The sequence below is a fragment of the Paracoccus sp. 228 genome, from assembly GCF_000967825.1.
Classification (GTDB): Bacteria; Pseudomonadota; Alphaproteobacteria; order Rhodobacterales; family Rhodobacteraceae; genus Paracoccus; species Paracoccus marcusii.
In genome coordinates, this window is sequence record NZ_JYGY01000005.1 from 356,584 (window position 1) to 371,984 (window position 15,401).

16 protein-coding genes (1 of these 16 running past the window's edge) are annotated in these 15,401 nt (G+C 67.5%); 10 read left to right on the plus strand and 6 right to left on the minus strand.

Going from position 1 to position 15,401, the window contains the following annotated elements; all coding sequences use genetic code 11:
* Window positions 1-13: 13 nt before the first annotated feature.
* The 5 genes from pdhA to SY26_RS16665 form a co-directional block, all read right to left on the minus strand.
* Window positions 14-1,048, minus strand: coding sequence for a pyruvate dehydrogenase (acetyl-transferring) E1 component subunit alpha (gene pdhA / locus SY26_RS16645; protein WP_046001405.1), 1,035 nt, complete (start codon window positions 1,046-1,048; stop codon window positions 14-16).
* 84 nt (window positions 1,049-1,132) lie between these two features.
* Window positions 1,133-1,426, minus strand: coding sequence for a septum formation initiator family protein (locus SY26_RS16650; RefSeq protein WP_045982879.1), 294 nt, complete (start codon window positions 1,424-1,426; stop codon window positions 1,133-1,135).
* 61 nt (window positions 1,427-1,487) lie between these two features.
* The gene (gene rlmJ, locus SY26_RS16655; RefSeq protein WP_046001406.1) at window positions 1,488-2,267 is read right to left on the minus strand and encodes a 23S rRNA (adenine(2030)-N(6))-methyltransferase RlmJ; all 780 of its coding nucleotides are present in this window, start codon (window positions 2,265-2,267) and stop codon (window positions 1,488-1,490) included.
* A gap of 39 nt (window positions 2,268-2,306) precedes the next feature.
* Window positions 2,307-2,522, minus strand: a complete 216-nt coding sequence (locus SY26_RS16660; protein WP_046001407.1) for a DUF2945 domain-containing protein — start codon at window positions 2,520-2,522, stop codon at window positions 2,307-2,309.
* Between the two features lie 616 nt (window positions 2,523-3,138).
* Window positions 3,139-3,366: a DUF1127 domain-containing protein gene (locus tag SY26_RS16665; RefSeq protein ID WP_045982882.1), complete on the minus strand. Its 228-nt coding sequence runs from the start codon at window positions 3,364-3,366 to the stop codon at window positions 3,139-3,141.
* Between the two features lie 338 nt (window positions 3,367-3,704).
* Between SY26_RS16665 and SY26_RS16670 the strand changes: the two genes are divergently transcribed.
* The 9 genes from SY26_RS16670 to murD all read left to right on the plus strand — a co-directional run bounded on the left by SY26_RS16670 (window position 3,705) and on the right by murD (window position 14,476).
* Window positions 3,705-4,796, plus strand: a complete 1,092-nt coding sequence (locus SY26_RS16670) for an Mrp/NBP35 family ATP-binding protein (RefSeq protein WP_046001408.1) — start codon at window positions 3,705-3,707, stop codon at window positions 4,794-4,796.
* Window positions 4,797-5,426: 630 nt separating this feature from the next.
* Window positions 5,427-5,939 (plus strand): division/cell wall cluster transcriptional repressor MraZ, encoded by a 513-nt coding sequence (locus tag SY26_RS16675; protein WP_045982884.1) that lies wholly within the window; start codon window positions 5,427-5,429, stop codon window positions 5,937-5,939.
* A 3-nt stretch (window positions 5,940-5,942) separates the two neighbouring features.
* Window positions 5,943-6,905: a 16S rRNA (cytosine(1402)-N(4))-methyltransferase RsmH gene (gene rsmH, locus SY26_RS16680; RefSeq protein WP_045982885.1), complete on the plus strand. Its 963-nt coding sequence runs from the start codon at window positions 5,943-5,945 to the stop codon at window positions 6,903-6,905.
* Window positions 6,905-7,264 (plus strand): cell division protein FtsL, encoded by a 360-nt coding sequence (locus SY26_RS16685; RefSeq protein WP_045982886.1) that lies wholly within the window; start codon window positions 6,905-6,907, stop codon window positions 7,262-7,264. Before rsmH ends, SY26_RS16685 begins: the two co-directional genes overlap by 1 nt.
* Window positions 7,261-9,090 (plus strand): penicillin-binding protein 2, encoded by a 1,830-nt coding sequence (locus tag SY26_RS16690; protein WP_045982887.1) that lies wholly within the window; start codon window positions 7,261-7,263, stop codon window positions 9,088-9,090. Before SY26_RS16685 ends, SY26_RS16690 begins: the two co-directional genes overlap by 4 nt.
* Window positions 9,087-10,586, plus strand: coding sequence for a UDP-N-acetylmuramoyl-L-alanyl-D-glutamate--2,6-diaminopimelate ligase (locus tag SY26_RS16695; RefSeq protein WP_198143193.1), 1,500 nt, complete (start codon window positions 9,087-9,089; stop codon window positions 10,584-10,586). The genes SY26_RS16690 and SY26_RS16695 overlap by 4 nt, the downstream gene beginning before the upstream one ends.
* Window positions 10,583-11,953, plus strand: coding sequence for a UDP-N-acetylmuramoyl-tripeptide--D-alanyl-D-alanine ligase (gene murF / locus SY26_RS16700; protein WP_046001409.1), 1,371 nt, complete (start codon window positions 10,583-10,585; stop codon window positions 11,951-11,953). The genes SY26_RS16695 and murF overlap by 4 nt, the downstream gene beginning before the upstream one ends.
* Before the next feature lie 4 nt (window positions 11,954-11,957).
* Window positions 11,958-13,040 carry a phospho-N-acetylmuramoyl-pentapeptide-transferase gene (mraY, locus tag SY26_RS16705; RefSeq protein ID WP_046001410.1) on the plus strand — a complete coding sequence of 361 codons (1,083 nt, stop codon included), beginning with the start codon at window positions 11,958-11,960 and terminating at the stop codon, window positions 13,038-13,040.
* A 29-nt stretch (window positions 13,041-13,069) separates the two neighbouring features.
* A complete protein-coding gene (gene murD, locus SY26_RS16710) occupies window positions 13,070-14,476 on the plus strand; it encodes a UDP-N-acetylmuramoyl-L-alanine--D-glutamate ligase (RefSeq protein WP_046001411.1) in 1,407 nt (468 codons plus the stop codon).
* A gap of 3 nt (window positions 14,477-14,479) precedes the next feature.
* Here the strand turns inward: murD and SY26_RS16715 are convergent, their stop codons facing one another.
* Window positions 14,480-15,241, minus strand: coding sequence for an enoyl-CoA hydratase (locus SY26_RS16715; protein WP_046001412.1), 762 nt, complete (start codon window positions 15,239-15,241; stop codon window positions 14,480-14,482).
* A gap of 56 nt (window positions 15,242-15,297) precedes the next feature.
* Between SY26_RS16715 and SY26_RS16720 the strand changes: the two genes are divergently transcribed.
* Window positions 15,298-15,401 carry the 5' end (the start) of a PaaI family thioesterase gene (locus SY26_RS16720; RefSeq protein WP_046001413.1) on the plus strand. Its footprint extends 337 nt past the window's final position, so only the first 104 of its 441 coding nucleotides appear in the window; its start codon is at window positions 15,298-15,300; its stop codon lies off the right edge, out of view.

The window sequence follows — 15,401 nt, forward strand, 5'->3', positions numbered from 1 at the left end:
GTGACGGTCCCCCTCAGGCGTTCTCTTCGGCGCTGCCCTGGGGCAGTTCGTCGGCATAGATGTCGGTCCACAGCTCGGCCAGGTCGGGCTCGGGGCTGTCCTTGGCGAATTCCGCGGAATCGTTGACGATGTCCTTGATTTCCTTGTCCAGCGCCTTGAGGTCCTCCTCGGTGGCATGCTTGCCGGTCAGCAGCATCTCACGGATGTTCTCGATTGGGTCACGCTCGTCGCGCATCTTCTGGACCTCCTCGCGGGTCCGGTACTTGGCCGGGTCCGACATCGAGTGCCCGCGATAGCGGTAGGTCATGACCTCCAAGATGTATGGGCCCTTGCCGGCGCGGCAATGCGCCACGGCCTTTTCGCCCGCTGCCTTGACCGCCAGCACGTCCATGCCGTCGACCTGTTCGCCGGGGATGCCGAAGGCCTCTCCGCGGCCGAAGAAGGTCGTCGATTTCGTCGACCGCTTGACCGACATGCCCATGGCATACTGGTTGTTCTCGATCACGAAGACGACCGGCAGGTCCCACAGCTCGGCCATGTTGTAGGTCTCGTAGACCTGGCCCTGGTTCGCCGCACCATCGCCGAAATAGGTGAAGGTGACGTTGTCGTTGCCCAGATATTTGTCCGCGAAGGCCAGACCCGCGCCAAGCGGCACCTGCGCCGCGACGATGCCGTGGCCGCCATAGAAATGCTTTTCGCGGCTGAACATGTGCATGCTGCCGCCCTTGCCCTTGGAATAGCCGTCCTGACGCCCGGTCAGCTCGGCCATGACGCCGCGCGCCTCCATCCCGCAGGCCAGCATGTGACCGTGGTCACGATAGCTGGTGATGCGCTTGTCGCCGTCCTTGGCGCAGGCCTCCAGACCCACCACGACGGCCTCCTGGCCGATATACAAGTGGCAGAACCCGCCGATCAGGCCCATGCCGTACAGCTGGCCGGCCTTCTCCTCGAATCGGCGGATCAGCAGCATGTCGCGATAGTATTTCAGCAACTCTTCCTTCGACGTGTTCGAAGGAGCCCCCTGCTGGGGGCTTGGTTTTCTGGCCATGCGGCGTGTCCTCCTGGAAGCGTGGCGGATAGTTCAGCGTTAAACTATCCGTAGCGCATCACCGACAGCCGTGCAATCCCGGCCCTAGCGCAGCAGGATCTCGTCCGCGCGCAGCAGGCCCAGCACCTCGCGGGCGCGTTCGTCCAAGAGGTCCAGGTCCAGATAATCGTCCGACAGGCGACGGGTCAGGTTCTGCATGCGAGTCACGTCGGCCTGCAGCAGGTCGCGGGCCTCGCGCAGATCCTCGGTCTCGGCCTGGATCTGGATCCGGCGCAGGATGCCCGACGGGCCCTGCACCGCGGCATAGGCGAAATACAGACCGACCAGGACGGTCAGAACCAGGAACACGGTGGCGCCGATGGACAGACGTTGAGGCATGGCAGGGAATCCTTGTGGCCGGGCCGATCATGGCACAGCGCAATCGGCGGGGGAATCCCCGTCAGGCGCGCTCGCGGAACATCGCCTCGATCTGGCGGGCGTGCTCGGCCAGACCCCAGGGGGCGTTGAGCACGAACATGCCCGATCCGATCATCGAATGACCGGGACGGGCAGGGGGAAACGACACCTCGGACAGCAGGGCATCAGGGAAATCGCTGACCAGCTGCGCGGTCATGCCCATGTGGCGGTGATCGGTCAGGATCGGATACCACAGCGCGATGACGCCCACGTTCCACTTGCGCGCGATCAGGCCGATCTGGCGCGGGATCGCGGCATAATCTGCCTTGACCTCATAGCTGGGGTCGATCAGCAGCAGGCCGCGGCGCGGATCGGGCGGACAGACCGCCTGCGCCATCGCGAAGCCGTCCTGCTGGTGCAGGGTGGCAAAGCCCGCCACACGGCGCAGGGCCTGAAATTCGGCGGGGTGCAGTTCGGCCAGATGCGCCTTGTCCTCGTGGCGCAGGAAATGCCCCGCGATCAGCGGTGAACCGGGATAGGCCTGCGCGCCCCGCAGGTCGCGCACGGCCCGCAGCGCCTGCATCAGCGGGTGATCCTGCGGCAGCCAGTGTTCGACCGTGGCACGCGCGATGCCCTGCGCGGCCTCCTGCGTCTTCTGCGCCTCGGCGCCGGTCAGGTCATAAAGGCCACGACCCGCATGGGTTTCCAGATAGGAAAGCGGCTTGTCCTTGCGGGTCAGGTATTCCAGCGCGACTGCCAGCAGGGCGTGCTTGTGCAGGTCGGCCAGGTTCCCGGCATGATAGGCGTGTTGATAGCTGAGCATCCGCCAGCCTTAGCGTGGGCGCACGGCGGGGAAAAGACGTCAATCGGCGCGGCGCAGTTCTGACCGGCCCTTCAGCACCTGGTCGCCGTCATCCTGTTCGATCAGGTAGGCGGGATCGTCCTTGGACGCCCGTCGGCTGATCTTGCTGCCCTTGATCGTCCGTGTGACGTCATCGGTGAAGATGTCAGTAATCTTTCCGGTCGCCTTGTGGCCCGACCAGTCCCATTCCACCTTGGTGCCCTTGCGCAGAATCATGCGGCCTCCGACTGCGTGTCGGGGGCAATGCGTCATGGGGGCGATGGGTTCCGGAGGAAGGGCGCGGCGACCTCCAGGGAGGAGGAGGGAGGTCGCCGCTGAACGCTGGCCCAGGGAGGAGGAGGGGCCGCGTATGGGTCGCGGTTCCGGCCAGGGAGGAGGAGAGGCCATCACCGCTTACGACCGGGCAGGGAGGAGGAGAGCCCGTCGTATCCGTGTGCCGCGATCGGTGCGGCTATGAAGGCGCGGCGACCTCCAGGGAGGAGGAGGGAGGTCGCCGCTGAACGCTGGCCCAGGGAGGAGGAGGGGCCGCGTATGGGGTGCGGTAGGGCCAGGGAGGAGGAGAGGCCGTACCGCGAACGCCTGGTCCGGGAGGGAGGAGGAGAGGACCGGGCGTATCAGCGTGCCGCGAATGGGGCGGCTATGAAACTTTTTGCGGCGACCCCTGGGAGGGAGGAGTGGGGCCGCCGCCTGGCACGTGAACCCGGGGAGGAGGATCGGGTTCCAGTGCGTCTTTTGGGCGGCACCCTCCAGGGAGGAGGAGAGGAGGATGCCGCCGGTCCCGGACCCAGGGAGGAGGAGAGGGCCGGGAATGCGAATTCTTGGTGTCCCAGGATTACTGGGCCGAACCCCATGCCGCTTCGTGCGCCAGGCGGGTGATCATCGAGCGGCTGATGCCCAGATCGTCCAGATCGCGGGTGGTCAGGGCATTCAGTTCGCGCACGGTCTGGCGGTAAACGGCGCGGCGGGCGCGGTTTTCCTGCATCCGCTGGATCGCGCTCAGCAGGCGGCCACGCAGGCCGGCGTCGGCGGTGGCGTTGTGTGCTTGGGCGATAACAGCCATGGTCGTATCCTTTCGGTTCATCTCGTCTGCGCCGTTCCCGGATTGGCCCGGCGTTTCGTTGAGTTGAAGATGGCCCCATCGACGGCGTTTCACAACGGATGGTTTCGTAATGCTGCCATGCAGCAATTGCATAGCCAAGGCTGACCTATTGCCTTCTTTAACGATGAATTAACGACATAAAATTGACACGATACATCTGTTAGCGTTCACGCCGCGGGCGCAAAAATCACCTGTTTGAAAGCGGTTAGCGCCGTGCGGTACGGATTGTCGCAGGGGGTGTTGAGGGTCCCGTCTCTATGCTTCATGCTGCCGGGCGAACAAAGACACAGGTCCCTCACATGCCCGTCACACGCGAAACGATCCTTACGGCAATCTCGGATATTGCCCTTCCGCAGGGAGGGACGCTGGGTCAGGCCGACCTGATCCGCGCGCTGACCATCGACCACGAGACGGTGCGATTCGTGCTTGAGGTCGAGAATGCGGCCACCGCGCAGGCCATGGCCCCGGTCGAGGCCGAGGCCCGTGCCCGGCTGGAACGTATTCCCGGTGTGGCCAAGGTCCAGATCGTCATGACCGCCCCCGCCAAGCCCGCGCCGCCAAAGGCCGTATCGGGGCAGGGCGCCGCCCCGTCCCTGAAGATCGGCGGGCATCCCACGCCCCAGGCCGGTCCGCAGGCGATTCCCGGCGTGCGCCACATCATCGCCGTCGGATCCGGCAAGGGCGGTGTCGGGAAATCCACCGTCACCTCGAACCTTGCCGTCGCCCTGGCGCGCGCGGGGCGCAAGGTCGGCCTGCTGGATGCCGACATCTATGGCCCGTCGCAGCCGCGCATGATGGGCGTCTCGGGCCGGCCTGCCAGCCCGGACGGACAGCGGATCGATCCCATGCATGCGCATGGCGTCACCGTCATGTCGATCGGACTGATGCTGAAGGAGGGCGAGGCGCTGGTTTGGCGCGGCCCGATGCTGATGGGCGCGCTGCAGCAGCTGTTGCAGCAGGTGAACTGGGGCGAACTGGACGTCCTGCTGATCGACCTGCCGCCCGGCACCGGCGACGTGCAGCTGTCGCTGTGCCAGAAGGCCCCCGTCACCGGTGCGATCATCGTGTCCACGCCGCAGGACGTGGCGCTGCTGGACGCGCGCCGTGCGATCGACATGTTCGGCAAGCTAAAGACACCGGTCCTGGGCCTGGTCGAGAACATGTCGACCTATATCTGCCCCAAATGCGGGCACGAGGCGCATCTGTTCGGCCATGGCGGCGTCGCGGCCGAGGCCGAGGCGCTGAACTTGCCGTTCCTGGGCGCCCTGCCGCTGGAGCTGGAGGTCCGGCTGGCCGGCGATTCGGGACGACCGGTGGCCCTGGGCGATGGTGCCGTGTCCGAGGCCTATGCCCGCCTGGCCGACCGTCTGGTGCAGGGCGGCATCGCCTGATCTGCGCGAAATCCGGGCTTGCTTTGGGAATGCACGGGACGGTTGGGAAATTGCGGGAAGTAAGGCTCAAATGACCTCTCGATTTCGTGATCGTCCGTGATCTGTTCCAAAAGTTTTGCAAGGCTGCCCGGATTTTCGACTTGCAGGGCTTTGAACTGTGGTGAAATGGACCCAGTGACCGGCAAAATGCGTTTGTTACTCGCCTTCTAGATGTAGTGTGGCTTTCGCGTCACGCCACCAAACTTTGCCGCATCACTGCCGCGTCAGCGGCGTTTTTTGATTCGGGCTGAGGCAAAAGCTGCGGCGGAATGCGGCTGGTGGCCCAAGAATACCGTTGCTTCCCATGAAATCCCATGTCACAACCGGATCACGAAAACGGGCAGTTCAAGGGGCGCCAAGACCCCGGACAGGCGAAGCAGACTTCATACAGGCAACCGTTTTCCAACATAGCCGGCCCGCGTCCGCGAGCAGCACCTCCCCCAGGTGGCGTGCGACGGGTCGGCAACCAACCCCGCAAAGGGGCCCGGGTAAATCGGGAACGAGGGCGGCGGATCGGGCAGTGGCAGCGGCCCGATCCGCCCTTTCTCTTTCGGACGTCCCGAAAGAGCAGGACAGTGAGGGCGGGCCCAGGTGGCGCGGAAGTTCAGAGGCACCGAAACCGTCAAGGTCGATGGCAAGGGTCGGATGTCGATCCCGGCCCGGCTGCGCCGCGTGTTCGATGCCGGCGACCCGTCATTCTCGGGGACGAACACCGGGCGCACGCAGCTGGTGGCGGTCTATGGTCCCGACTGGTGGAACTGGCTGGAGCTGTACACCATCGAGGCCATTGAGCAGATCGACGAGCAGATCGACCGCCTGACGCGCGGCAGCCAGGAGCGCCGCTGGCTGGAGCTGCTGATGAACGGACAGTCCACCGACCTTGAGATCGACCGCGAGGGCCGCCTGGTCCTGCCCGCAAAGCTGCGCGACAGGCTGGGCTTTGCCGACGGGACCGAGACGATCTTTGAATCGCGCGGCGACTACATCCAGGTCTATCACCCCGAATCGCGTCCTAAGGACGTGCAGGCGCTGGAGGATTTCGCGGCCAGCAAGGGCCCCGAATTCGACCCCCGCGCCTTCCTGCAGCAATCCTCCGAGGGCTAGGGCATGGCGGATCCGCATATTCCGGTCCTGCTGGCGCCGCTGCTGCGCGCAACCGCACCCATCGGGGGCGTCTGGCTGGACGGCACGTTCGGCGCGGGCGGCTATGCCCGGGGCCTGCTGGATGCGGGGGCCGACCTGGTCATCGGCGTCGACCGCGACCCGTCGGTGTTTCGAATGGCCGAGGCATGGCGCGGCCAGTACGGCGACCGCCTGCGCCTGGTTGAGGGCACGTTTTCCGACATGGACGTCCTGGCCGGTCAGCCGCTGGACGGGGTGGTGCTGGACCTCGGCGTCAGCTCGATGCAGCTGGACCAGGCGGATCGCGGGTTCTCGTTCATGCGGGACGGGCCGCTGGACATGCGGATGGGCGGCGACGTGCCGTCCGCCGCGGACCTTCTGAACAGCGCCGAGGAATCGGACATCGCGGACGTGCTGTATCATTACGGAGAGGAGCGCGCCGCGCGCCGCATCGCGCGTGCCATCGTGGCCGCGCGCCCGCTGACCCGGACCACGCAGCTGACCCAGGTGGTCACCGGCTGCCTGCCGCGCGCCAAGCCGGGGCAGAGTCATCCCGCGACGCGCAGCTTTCAGGCGATCCGCATCTGGGTGAACGACGAGTTCGGTCAGCTGGTCGCGGGCCTGTCGGCCGCCGAGCGCGCGTTGAAGCCGGGCGGCCAGCTGGCCGTCGTCAGCTTTCATTCGCTGGAGGACCGGATCGTCAAGCGCTTCATGCAGGCACGGTCCGATGCGGGCGGCGGCGGCAACCGCTATGCGCCGGTCACGCAGGTCGTGGAGCCGGCCTTCCGCCTGCCCTTCCGCCGTGCGATCGGTCCCGACCCCGAGGAGCTGGACGTGAACCCGCGCGCGCGTTCAGCCTTGCTGCGCGTGGCCGTGCGGACCGACGCCGCGGCGGGCGAGGTCGATGCCCGGTCGCTGGCCATGCCGCATCTTCCGGGAGCTGCGTGATGCGGTCGTTGACCTGTCTGGCCTGCGTGCTGATGCTGATGGGACTGGCCTTCTGGGCCTATCGCGAGAACTACGCCACCCAGGCCGCCATCGGAGAGATGTCCCAGGTCCAGCGCCAGATCGCGGGCCTGCGCGAGGAGCTGGGCGTGCTGCGGGCCGAATGGGCCTTCCTGAACCGCCCCGACCGCCTGCGCCAGCTGGTCGACCTGAACTTCGACCGGCTGGAACTGGGTCCGGTCGAATCGGGGCAGTTCCTGGACCTGGACCACATCGACTATCCCAAGCCGCCCCCGCCGTCGGCCGACATGGTCACCGACCTTCTGCCCGAAACCGATCCTGCCGAGGAGCCTCAGCCATGATCCGCACCCCCCTGCGCCCCCTGGCCCGCATCCTGAGAGCGCGCGAGCGCGGCGAGAACCCCGACGACATCGAGGCCGAGAACCGCCGCCGCCGCCACGAACAGATCCAGGACCGCGCCCGCAGGCGCGCCGAAGGTCGGCTGATCGTCATGGCGGGCTGTTTCATGCTGGCCTTCGGCACGGTCGCGGTGCGCATGGGGACGCTCGCCTCCAGCGCGGCGGCAGAACCGCGGGCGCAGGTGCTGTCGTCGCAGATCATCTCTCAACGGGCGGACATCACCGACCGGCGGGGCAGGGTGCTGGCCACGAACCTGCTGACCCATTCGGTCTATGCCCATCCCCACCAGATGGTCGATCCCATCGGCACCGCGCAGGGCCTGGCCGAGATCTTTCCCGACCTGGACGTACAGCGCCTGACCCGCGACTTCACCGGCAACCGCAAGTTCATGTGGATCAAGCGCAAGATCAGCCCCGAGCAGATGCAGGCCGTCCACGACCTGGGCGAGCCCGGCCTGCTGTTCGGCCCGCGAGAGATGCGCATCTATCCCAATGCCGACCTGGCCAGCCACATCCTGGGCGGGTCCGGCTTCGGCAGCGAAGGCGTGAACAGCGCCGAGGTCATCGGCGTCGCAGGCGTCGAGAAGGCGTTCGACGCCTGGCTGCGCGATCCCGGCAACGAGGGGGCGCCGCTGGCCCTGTCCATCGACCTGACGCTGCAGCAGGCGATGGAGGACGTGCTGGCCTCGGGCATGAACGTCATGAACGCCAAGGGCGCGACCGGCATCCTGATGGAGGTCGAGACCGGAGAGATCCTGGCCATGGCCAGCCTGCCCGATTTCGACCCCAATGACCGTCCCCGCCCGCTGCTGACCGGAGAGCCGTCGGACAGCCCGCTGTTCAACCGCGCCGTCCAGGGCCAGTACGAGCTGGGTTCGACCTTCAAGATATTCCCGGTCGCGCAGGCGCTGGACCTGGGGCTGGTCAACCCCGCGTCGGGCATCAATGCTGCAGCACCCATGCGGATCGGCCGGTTCCTGATCAACGATTTCCACAATTACGGCAAGGAACTGAGCGTGACGGACGTCATCGTGAAGTCCTCGAACGTGGGAACGGTGCGCATCGCGCAGCTGATCGGGCCCGAGCGGCAGAAGGATTTCCTGGAGAAGCTTGGCCTGTTCGTGCCGACCTCCATCGAGATGGTCGAGGCCCCCACCGGACAGCCGCTGGTGCCCACGCGCTGGCCCGCCGTCACTGCGGCGACGGTCAGTTTCGGCCACGGGCTGGCGGCCAGCCCGCTGCACTTGGCGGCCGCCTATGCGACGATCGCGAATGGCGGCAAGCGCGTGACGCCCACGCTGGTGCATGGACGACAACGCCCCGAGGGTGAACAGGTGCTGTCGCCTCGTGCCGCCGCGATGGCTGTCGACATGTTGCGCCAGGTCGTCACCCGCGGCACCGCCCGCCAGGCCGAGGTTCCGGGATACGAGGTCGCGGGCAAGACCGGTTCGGCGGACAAGCCCAGGGCCGCAGGCGGGTACTACGAGAACAAGATCATCGCGACCTTTGCGTCGGTCTTTCCCGCCAGCGATCCGAAATACGTCCTGATCACCATGCTGGACGAGCCGTCAACGACCATCAACGGGACTGCGGTGCGTACCGCAGGTCATACCGTCGCGCCCGTCGCCGCGGAAATGGTCCGCCGCATCGGCCCGCTGCTGGGGCTGGAGCCGATCACCGACGAAATCCTGCCGACGATCACCGCGCGCTTCGAACCGCGTGTTGAACCCGACGAGGAGGCTGCGGTAAGGCTCGTCGCAAATCAATGACGGGTGGGACTGTGGACAAGGACGACGTGACGCTGTCGCAGCTGGGGCTGCGCGCCCCCGGTGGGCGTGACCCGCGGATCACGGGGCTGTCCATCGACAGCCGCACGGTCAAGCCCGGGCACCTGTTCGCGGCCCTGCCGGGATCGGCCGTCCATGGCGGCGAATTCATCCAGTACGCGCTGCGCATGCAGGCCGCCGCCGTCCTGACCGACCGCCAGGGCGCCGAGATCGCCGCCGACGTCCTGTTGGGCTGGGACGGGGCGCTGATCGTGGCCGAGGATCCGCGCGCAGCCCTGGCCGGCGCGGCGTCGCTGTGGTTCGCCGATCAGCCCGACCATGTCGTGGCCGTCACCGGCACCAGCGGCAAGACCAGCGTGGCCAGCTTTACCCGCCAGATCTGGCAGGCGCTGGGCCACAAGGCGATCAGCTTGGGCACGATGGGGGTCGAGGGCGATCACCAGGCAAAGCTCGCCCATACCACCCCCGATCCGCTGACCCTGCACCGCGTCCTGGCCGAGGCGGTCGCCGCGGGCGTCACCCATGCCGCGATGGAGGCCTCCAGCCACGGACTGGATCAGCGCCGCCTGGACGGGGTGCGGGTCGAGGCCGGGGCCTTCACCAATTTCAGCCAGGATCACCTGGATTACCACGCGGGCTTCGACGAATATTTCGCGGCCAAGGCGCTGCTGTTCAATCGCGTGCTGGAGGACGGCGCCGCTGCCGTCATCAACATCGACAGCCAGCGCGGCCGCCAGATGGCCGACATCGCGACCGATCGCGGCCTGGCCCTGACCACCGTCGGCACCGGAGAGGCCGCGATGCTGCGCATCCTGGGCCAGCGCTATGACGCGACGGGGCAGGATCTGCGGTTCTCGGTGATGGGGCGGGCCCATCTGGTACGGCTGCCGCTGATCGGCGGGTTCCAGGCGGAAAACGTGCTGGCGGCGATGGGCCTGTGCCTGGCCTCGGGCGACAGCGCCGACGACATCCTGCGCGTGCTGCCGCAGCTGACCACCGTGCGGGGCCGGATGCAGCTGGTCGCGCAGCGCGAGAACGGTGCGGCGGTCTTTGTCGATTACGCCCACAAGCCGGGCGCGGTGGTTGCGGCTCTGCAATCGCTGCGCCCGCATGTGATGGGTCGCATCGTCTGCATCATCGGCGCGGGCGGCGACCGCGACCGGGGCAAGCGCCCGCTGATGGGCGAGGCCGCGCGCGATCATGCCGACGTGGTGATCGTCACCGACGACAACCCCCGGACCGAGGACCCGGCCCTGATCCGTGCCGCCGTCATGGCCAGCGCGGGCCCCGACGCGACCGAGATCGCCGACCGGGCCGAGGCGATCCTGCGCGGCGTCGATGCGCTGCAACCGGGCGACGCGCTGCTGATCTGCGGCAAGGGCCATGAGACCGGCCAGATCGTGGGGCAGGACGTCTATCCCTTCGACGATGCCGAACAGGCCTCGGTCGCGGTGGCGGCACTGGACGGGCGCATATGACACTCTGGACATCCGATGACGCCGCCGCCGCCACTGGCGGGCGGGTGACGGCCGCATGGACCGCTTCGGGCGTGTCCATCGACACGCGCACCATCGCCCCCGGCGATCTGTTCGTCGCGCTGCAGGCCGACCGCGACGGGCATGATTTCGTGGCGCAGGCCCTGGCCAGGGGGGCGGCCGCCGCGCTGGTCAGCCGCATCCCCGACGGCGTGGCGTCTGACGCGCCACTGCTGGTGGTGCCCGATGTGCTGCGCGGCTTGGAGGATCTGGGCCGGGCGGGCCGCGCCCGCATGACGGGCCGGGTCATCGCCATCACCGGGTCGGTCGGCAAGACCTCGACCAAGGAGATGGCGCGGATCGCGCTGGCGGGGCAGGGCGTGATCCACGCGGCCGAGGCCAGCTACAACAACCATTGGGGCGTGCCGCTGACGCTGGCGCGCATGCCAGCCGCGACCGATTTCGCGATCATCGAGATCGGCATGAACCATCCCGGAGAGATCGCGCCCCTGTCGCGCATGGCGCGGCCGCATGTGGCGCTGATCACCACGGTGGCCGCCGCCCATCTGGAGGCCTTCGGCGCGATCGAAGGCATCGCCCGCGAAAAGGGTGCGATCTTCGAGGGGCTGCAGCCCGTGGGTCACGCGATCCTGCCCGAGGATCTGCCCGTGACCCAGATCCTGCGGGATTGCGCGGACCGGGCCGGCGCGGTGGTCGTGGGTTTTGGCGAACACGGCGTGGCGCGTCCGCTGCGCATCGTGCCGCAGGACGGGGCGCTGTCGTGCCATGCCCGCATCATGGGCGACACGCTGGCCTTCACCCTGCCCACCACGGGACGGCATTTCGCGATGAATGCCGTCGGCGTGCTGGCCGCGCTGGGCGCGGCGGGGGCCGACCTTGCGCAGGCCGCCGCGCATATGTCGGACTGGCACCCCCCACAAGGGCGCGGCGCGGTCGAGACGCTGGGCGGCATCCGCCTGATCGACGACGCCTTCAACGCCAACCCGGCATCGCTGTCCGCGGGGCTTGCCACGCTGGCGGGCCTGCAGGGCGGCCGCCGGGTGGCGATTCTGGGCGACATGCTGGAGCTGGGCACGGAAGAGGTCGCGATGCATCGCGCCGTGGCCGACGATCTCTCCATGGCCGCGATCGACCTGGTCCATTGTGCCGGCTCCCTGATGCGGCACCTGCACGAGGCCCTGCCTGCGGACAAGCGCGGGCTGTGGACGCAAACGGCGGCCGAACTGGCCGCCCACCCCGACAAACTGATTTCCGCCGGCGACATCGTGCTGGTGAAAGGCTCGAAATCCTCACGGATCTCGATGGTGGTCCAGGCGCTGCGCGCCGGTGCCGCCCAAGACAAAGGATAATGCCATGCTCTATTGGCTCAGCAACCTGTCCGAGGGCGGGGATTTCTTCAACCTGTTCCGATACATCACCTTCCGGGCGGGGGCCGCGTTCTTCACCGCGCTGTTCTTCGGCTTCATCTTCGGACGGCCGCTGATCAACTATCTGCGCCGCGTCCAGAAGAAGGGCCAGCCGATCCGCGACGACGGCCCGCAGAGCCACCTGGCCAAGGCGGGCACGCCGACGATGGGCGGGTTGCTGATCCTGTCGGCGCTGCTGTTCTCGACCCTTCTTTGGGCGCGGCTGGACAACGGCTATGTCTGGATCGTGCTGCTGGTGACCGCGGGCTTTGCGATGATCGGCTTTGCCGACGACTACGCCAAGGTGACCAAGCACAACACCAAGGGCGTCAGTTCGCGCATGCGGATGCTGCTGGGGCTGGGCATCGCGGCCTGCGCCGGGATCGCGGCGTCGCTGCTGCATCCCGCGGGGCTGACCAACCAGTTGGCATTGCCGATCTTCAAGGATGTCCTGGTCAACCTGGGCTGGTTCTTCGTGCCGTTCGCGATGATCGTGATCGTGGGCGCGGCCAATGCGGTCAATCTGACCGACGGTCTGGACGGGCTGGCGATCATGCCCGTGATGATCGCCGCGGGCACACTGGGCATCATCGCCTATACGGTGGGTCGCGTCGACTTCACCGAATATCTGGGCGTCCACCACGTTCCCGGCAGCGGAGAGATCCTGATCTTTGTCGCCGCCCTGATCGGCGGGGGACTGGGCTTTCTGTGGTACAACGCCCCGCCGGCTGCGGTGTTCATGGGCGATACCGGATCGCTGGCCCTGGGCGGGGCGCTGGGCGCCATCGCCGTCGTCACCAAGCATGAGATCGTGCTGGCCATCGTCGGTGGCCTGTTCGTGGTCGAGGCCCTGTCGGTCATCATCCAGGTGCTGTATTTCAAGCGGACCGGCAAGCGGGTCTTCCTGATGGCTCCCATCCACCACCATTTCGAGAAGAAGGGGTGGGGAGAGGCGCAGATCGTCATCCGCTTCTGGATCATCGCGCTGATTCTGGCGCTGATCGGCTTGGCGACGCTGAAGCTGCGCTGATACCGTCCCGTTTTCGCAAGGAGCCACCCATGATACCCGTTCAGGGCGTCGAAGAACTGACCGTCGCGGTGCTGGGGCTTGGCCGGTCCGGCAAGGCGACCGCCGCGGCTCTGGCCGCGGGCGGGGCGCGGGTCGTGGCCTGGGATGACGGCGTCGATACGCGCGACGCGGCCCAGGCCGATGGCCTGAGCATCCTTGACCTGACGCGCGAGGCGAACTGGCAGGGCATCGCGATGCTGATCGTTAGCCCCGGCATCCCGCATCTGTATCCCCGTCCGCACCCGGCCATCGCGATGGCATGGCAGCTTGGCGTTCCGGTCGATAACGACATCGGCCTGTTCTTCCGCAGCTATGCGACCCGCGACTGGGACCAGTTCGACCGCGCGCCTCGGGTGATCGCGGTCACCGGGTCGAACGGCAAGTCGACGACCACCGCGCTGATCCACCACGTGCTGGAGGAATGCGGCCGCCCCACGCAGATGGGCGGCAATATCGGCACGGGCGTGCTGTCGCTGGAGCCAGCGGTCGAGGCAGAGGTCGTGGTGCTGGAACTGTCCAGCTATCAGACCGAACTAGCGCGGGCGCTGACGCCCGACGTGGCGGTCATGACCAACCTGTCGCCCGACCACCTGGACCGCCATGCCGGCCTGGGCGGCTATTTCGCGGCAAAACGGCGGCTGTTCTCCGAGGGCGGTCCGGACCGGGCCGTGATCGGCATCGACGACCCCGAGGGGTCGTATCTGGCCAACCAGCTGTCGATGGGTCCCACCGACGACCGGGTGATCCGGGTGTCGTCGGGACAGAAGCTGGACCGGGCGGCGTGGTCGGTCTTTGCGCGCAAGGGCTTCCTGTCCGAGTATCGCAAGGGGCGGCAGGCGGCATCGATTGACCTGCGCGCGATGCAGGGTCTGCCCGGCGCGCACAACCATCAGAACGCCTGCGCGGCCTATGCCGCCTGCCGCGCCGTGGGCCTGGCCCCGCGCGAGATCGAGGCCGCGTTCCACAGCTTTGCGGGTCTGCCGCATCGCAGCCAGACGGTCGCCCAGATCGACGGCGTCCGGTATGTCAATGACAGCAAGGCTACCAATGTGGATGCCGCCGCCAAGGCGCTGCAGGCCTTTCCGCGAATCCGCTGGATCGCCGGGGGCCTGGGCAAGGAGGGCGGCATCGCGGCCCTGCAGCCGCATCTGGGTGCGGTCGCCAAGGCCTATCTGATCGGCCATTCGGCCCGCGACTTTGCGCTGGAGATCGGCCAGACCCCGTACGAGATCGCCGACACGATGGAGCAGGCCGTCGCCCGTGCCGCGGCCGAGGCCGAGCCGGGCGACACCGTCCTGCTTGCCCCCGCCGCCGCCAGCTTTGACCAGTATCCGAACTTCGAAAAGCGGGGAGAGCATTTCGTGGTGCTGGTCCAGGCACTGGCCGCAGGGGCCTGAAGGTCAGGCCCAGTTCGGCGGGCGCTTTTCCAGAAAGGCGCCGATCCCCTCGACCGTCTCGGGCAGGGCCATGTTCGTGCACATGACCTGCGCCGTGGCCGCATAGGCGGCGGCCGTTCCCCGTCCCAGCTGGTCGTGGAAGGCGCGCTTGCCCATGCGGATCACCTGGGGCGGCTTGGCCGCGATGCTGTCGGCCAGTCGCATCGTCTCTGCCTCCAGATCCGCGGCGGGGACGACGCGGTTGACCAGGCCCAGCTCCACCGCGCGGGGGGCGGTAATGAAGTCGCCGGTGGTCAGCATCTCGAACGCGGCCTTGGGCGGGATGGCGCGGGTCAGGGCCACCATCGGCGTGGCGCAGAACAGTCCGATCGAGACCCCGTTGACCCCGAAGCGCGCCCCGTCTGCCGCGACAGCCATGTCGCAGGACGCGACCAGCTGGCAACCCGCCGCAGTGGCAACGCCCTGAACCTGGGCGATGACCGGCTGGGGCAGGGCGGGGATCATCTGCATCAGATGGGCGCAGCGGTCGAACAGATGCGCCAGTTGGTCCGGAGCCATCCCTTGCATCTGCCGCAGGTCGTGGCCGGCGCAGAAGGCCTTGCCCTCGGCCGCCAGGATCACGACCCGCGTCTCGTCGTCGATCCTGGCAAGGGCCGCGATCAGCGCCTCGATCATCTCCAGCGACAGGGCGTTGTAGGTCGCGGGCCGCGACAGCGTCAGGCGGGTCACGGGCCCAAGGTCGTGTCGCGTCAGCAGGTCGTCCATCTTGCATCCTCCCGAATTTGGCGAAAGCCTAGGCCGGGACGCATCGGGGGGAAAGCATGACGATCGTGATGGACAAGGATGCGCTGAACGCGTTCCTGGCGCGGGACTTTCCGCAGGTGGCCGGCAGCTATCGGGTGGAGGCGGTGACGGCGACGGGGCT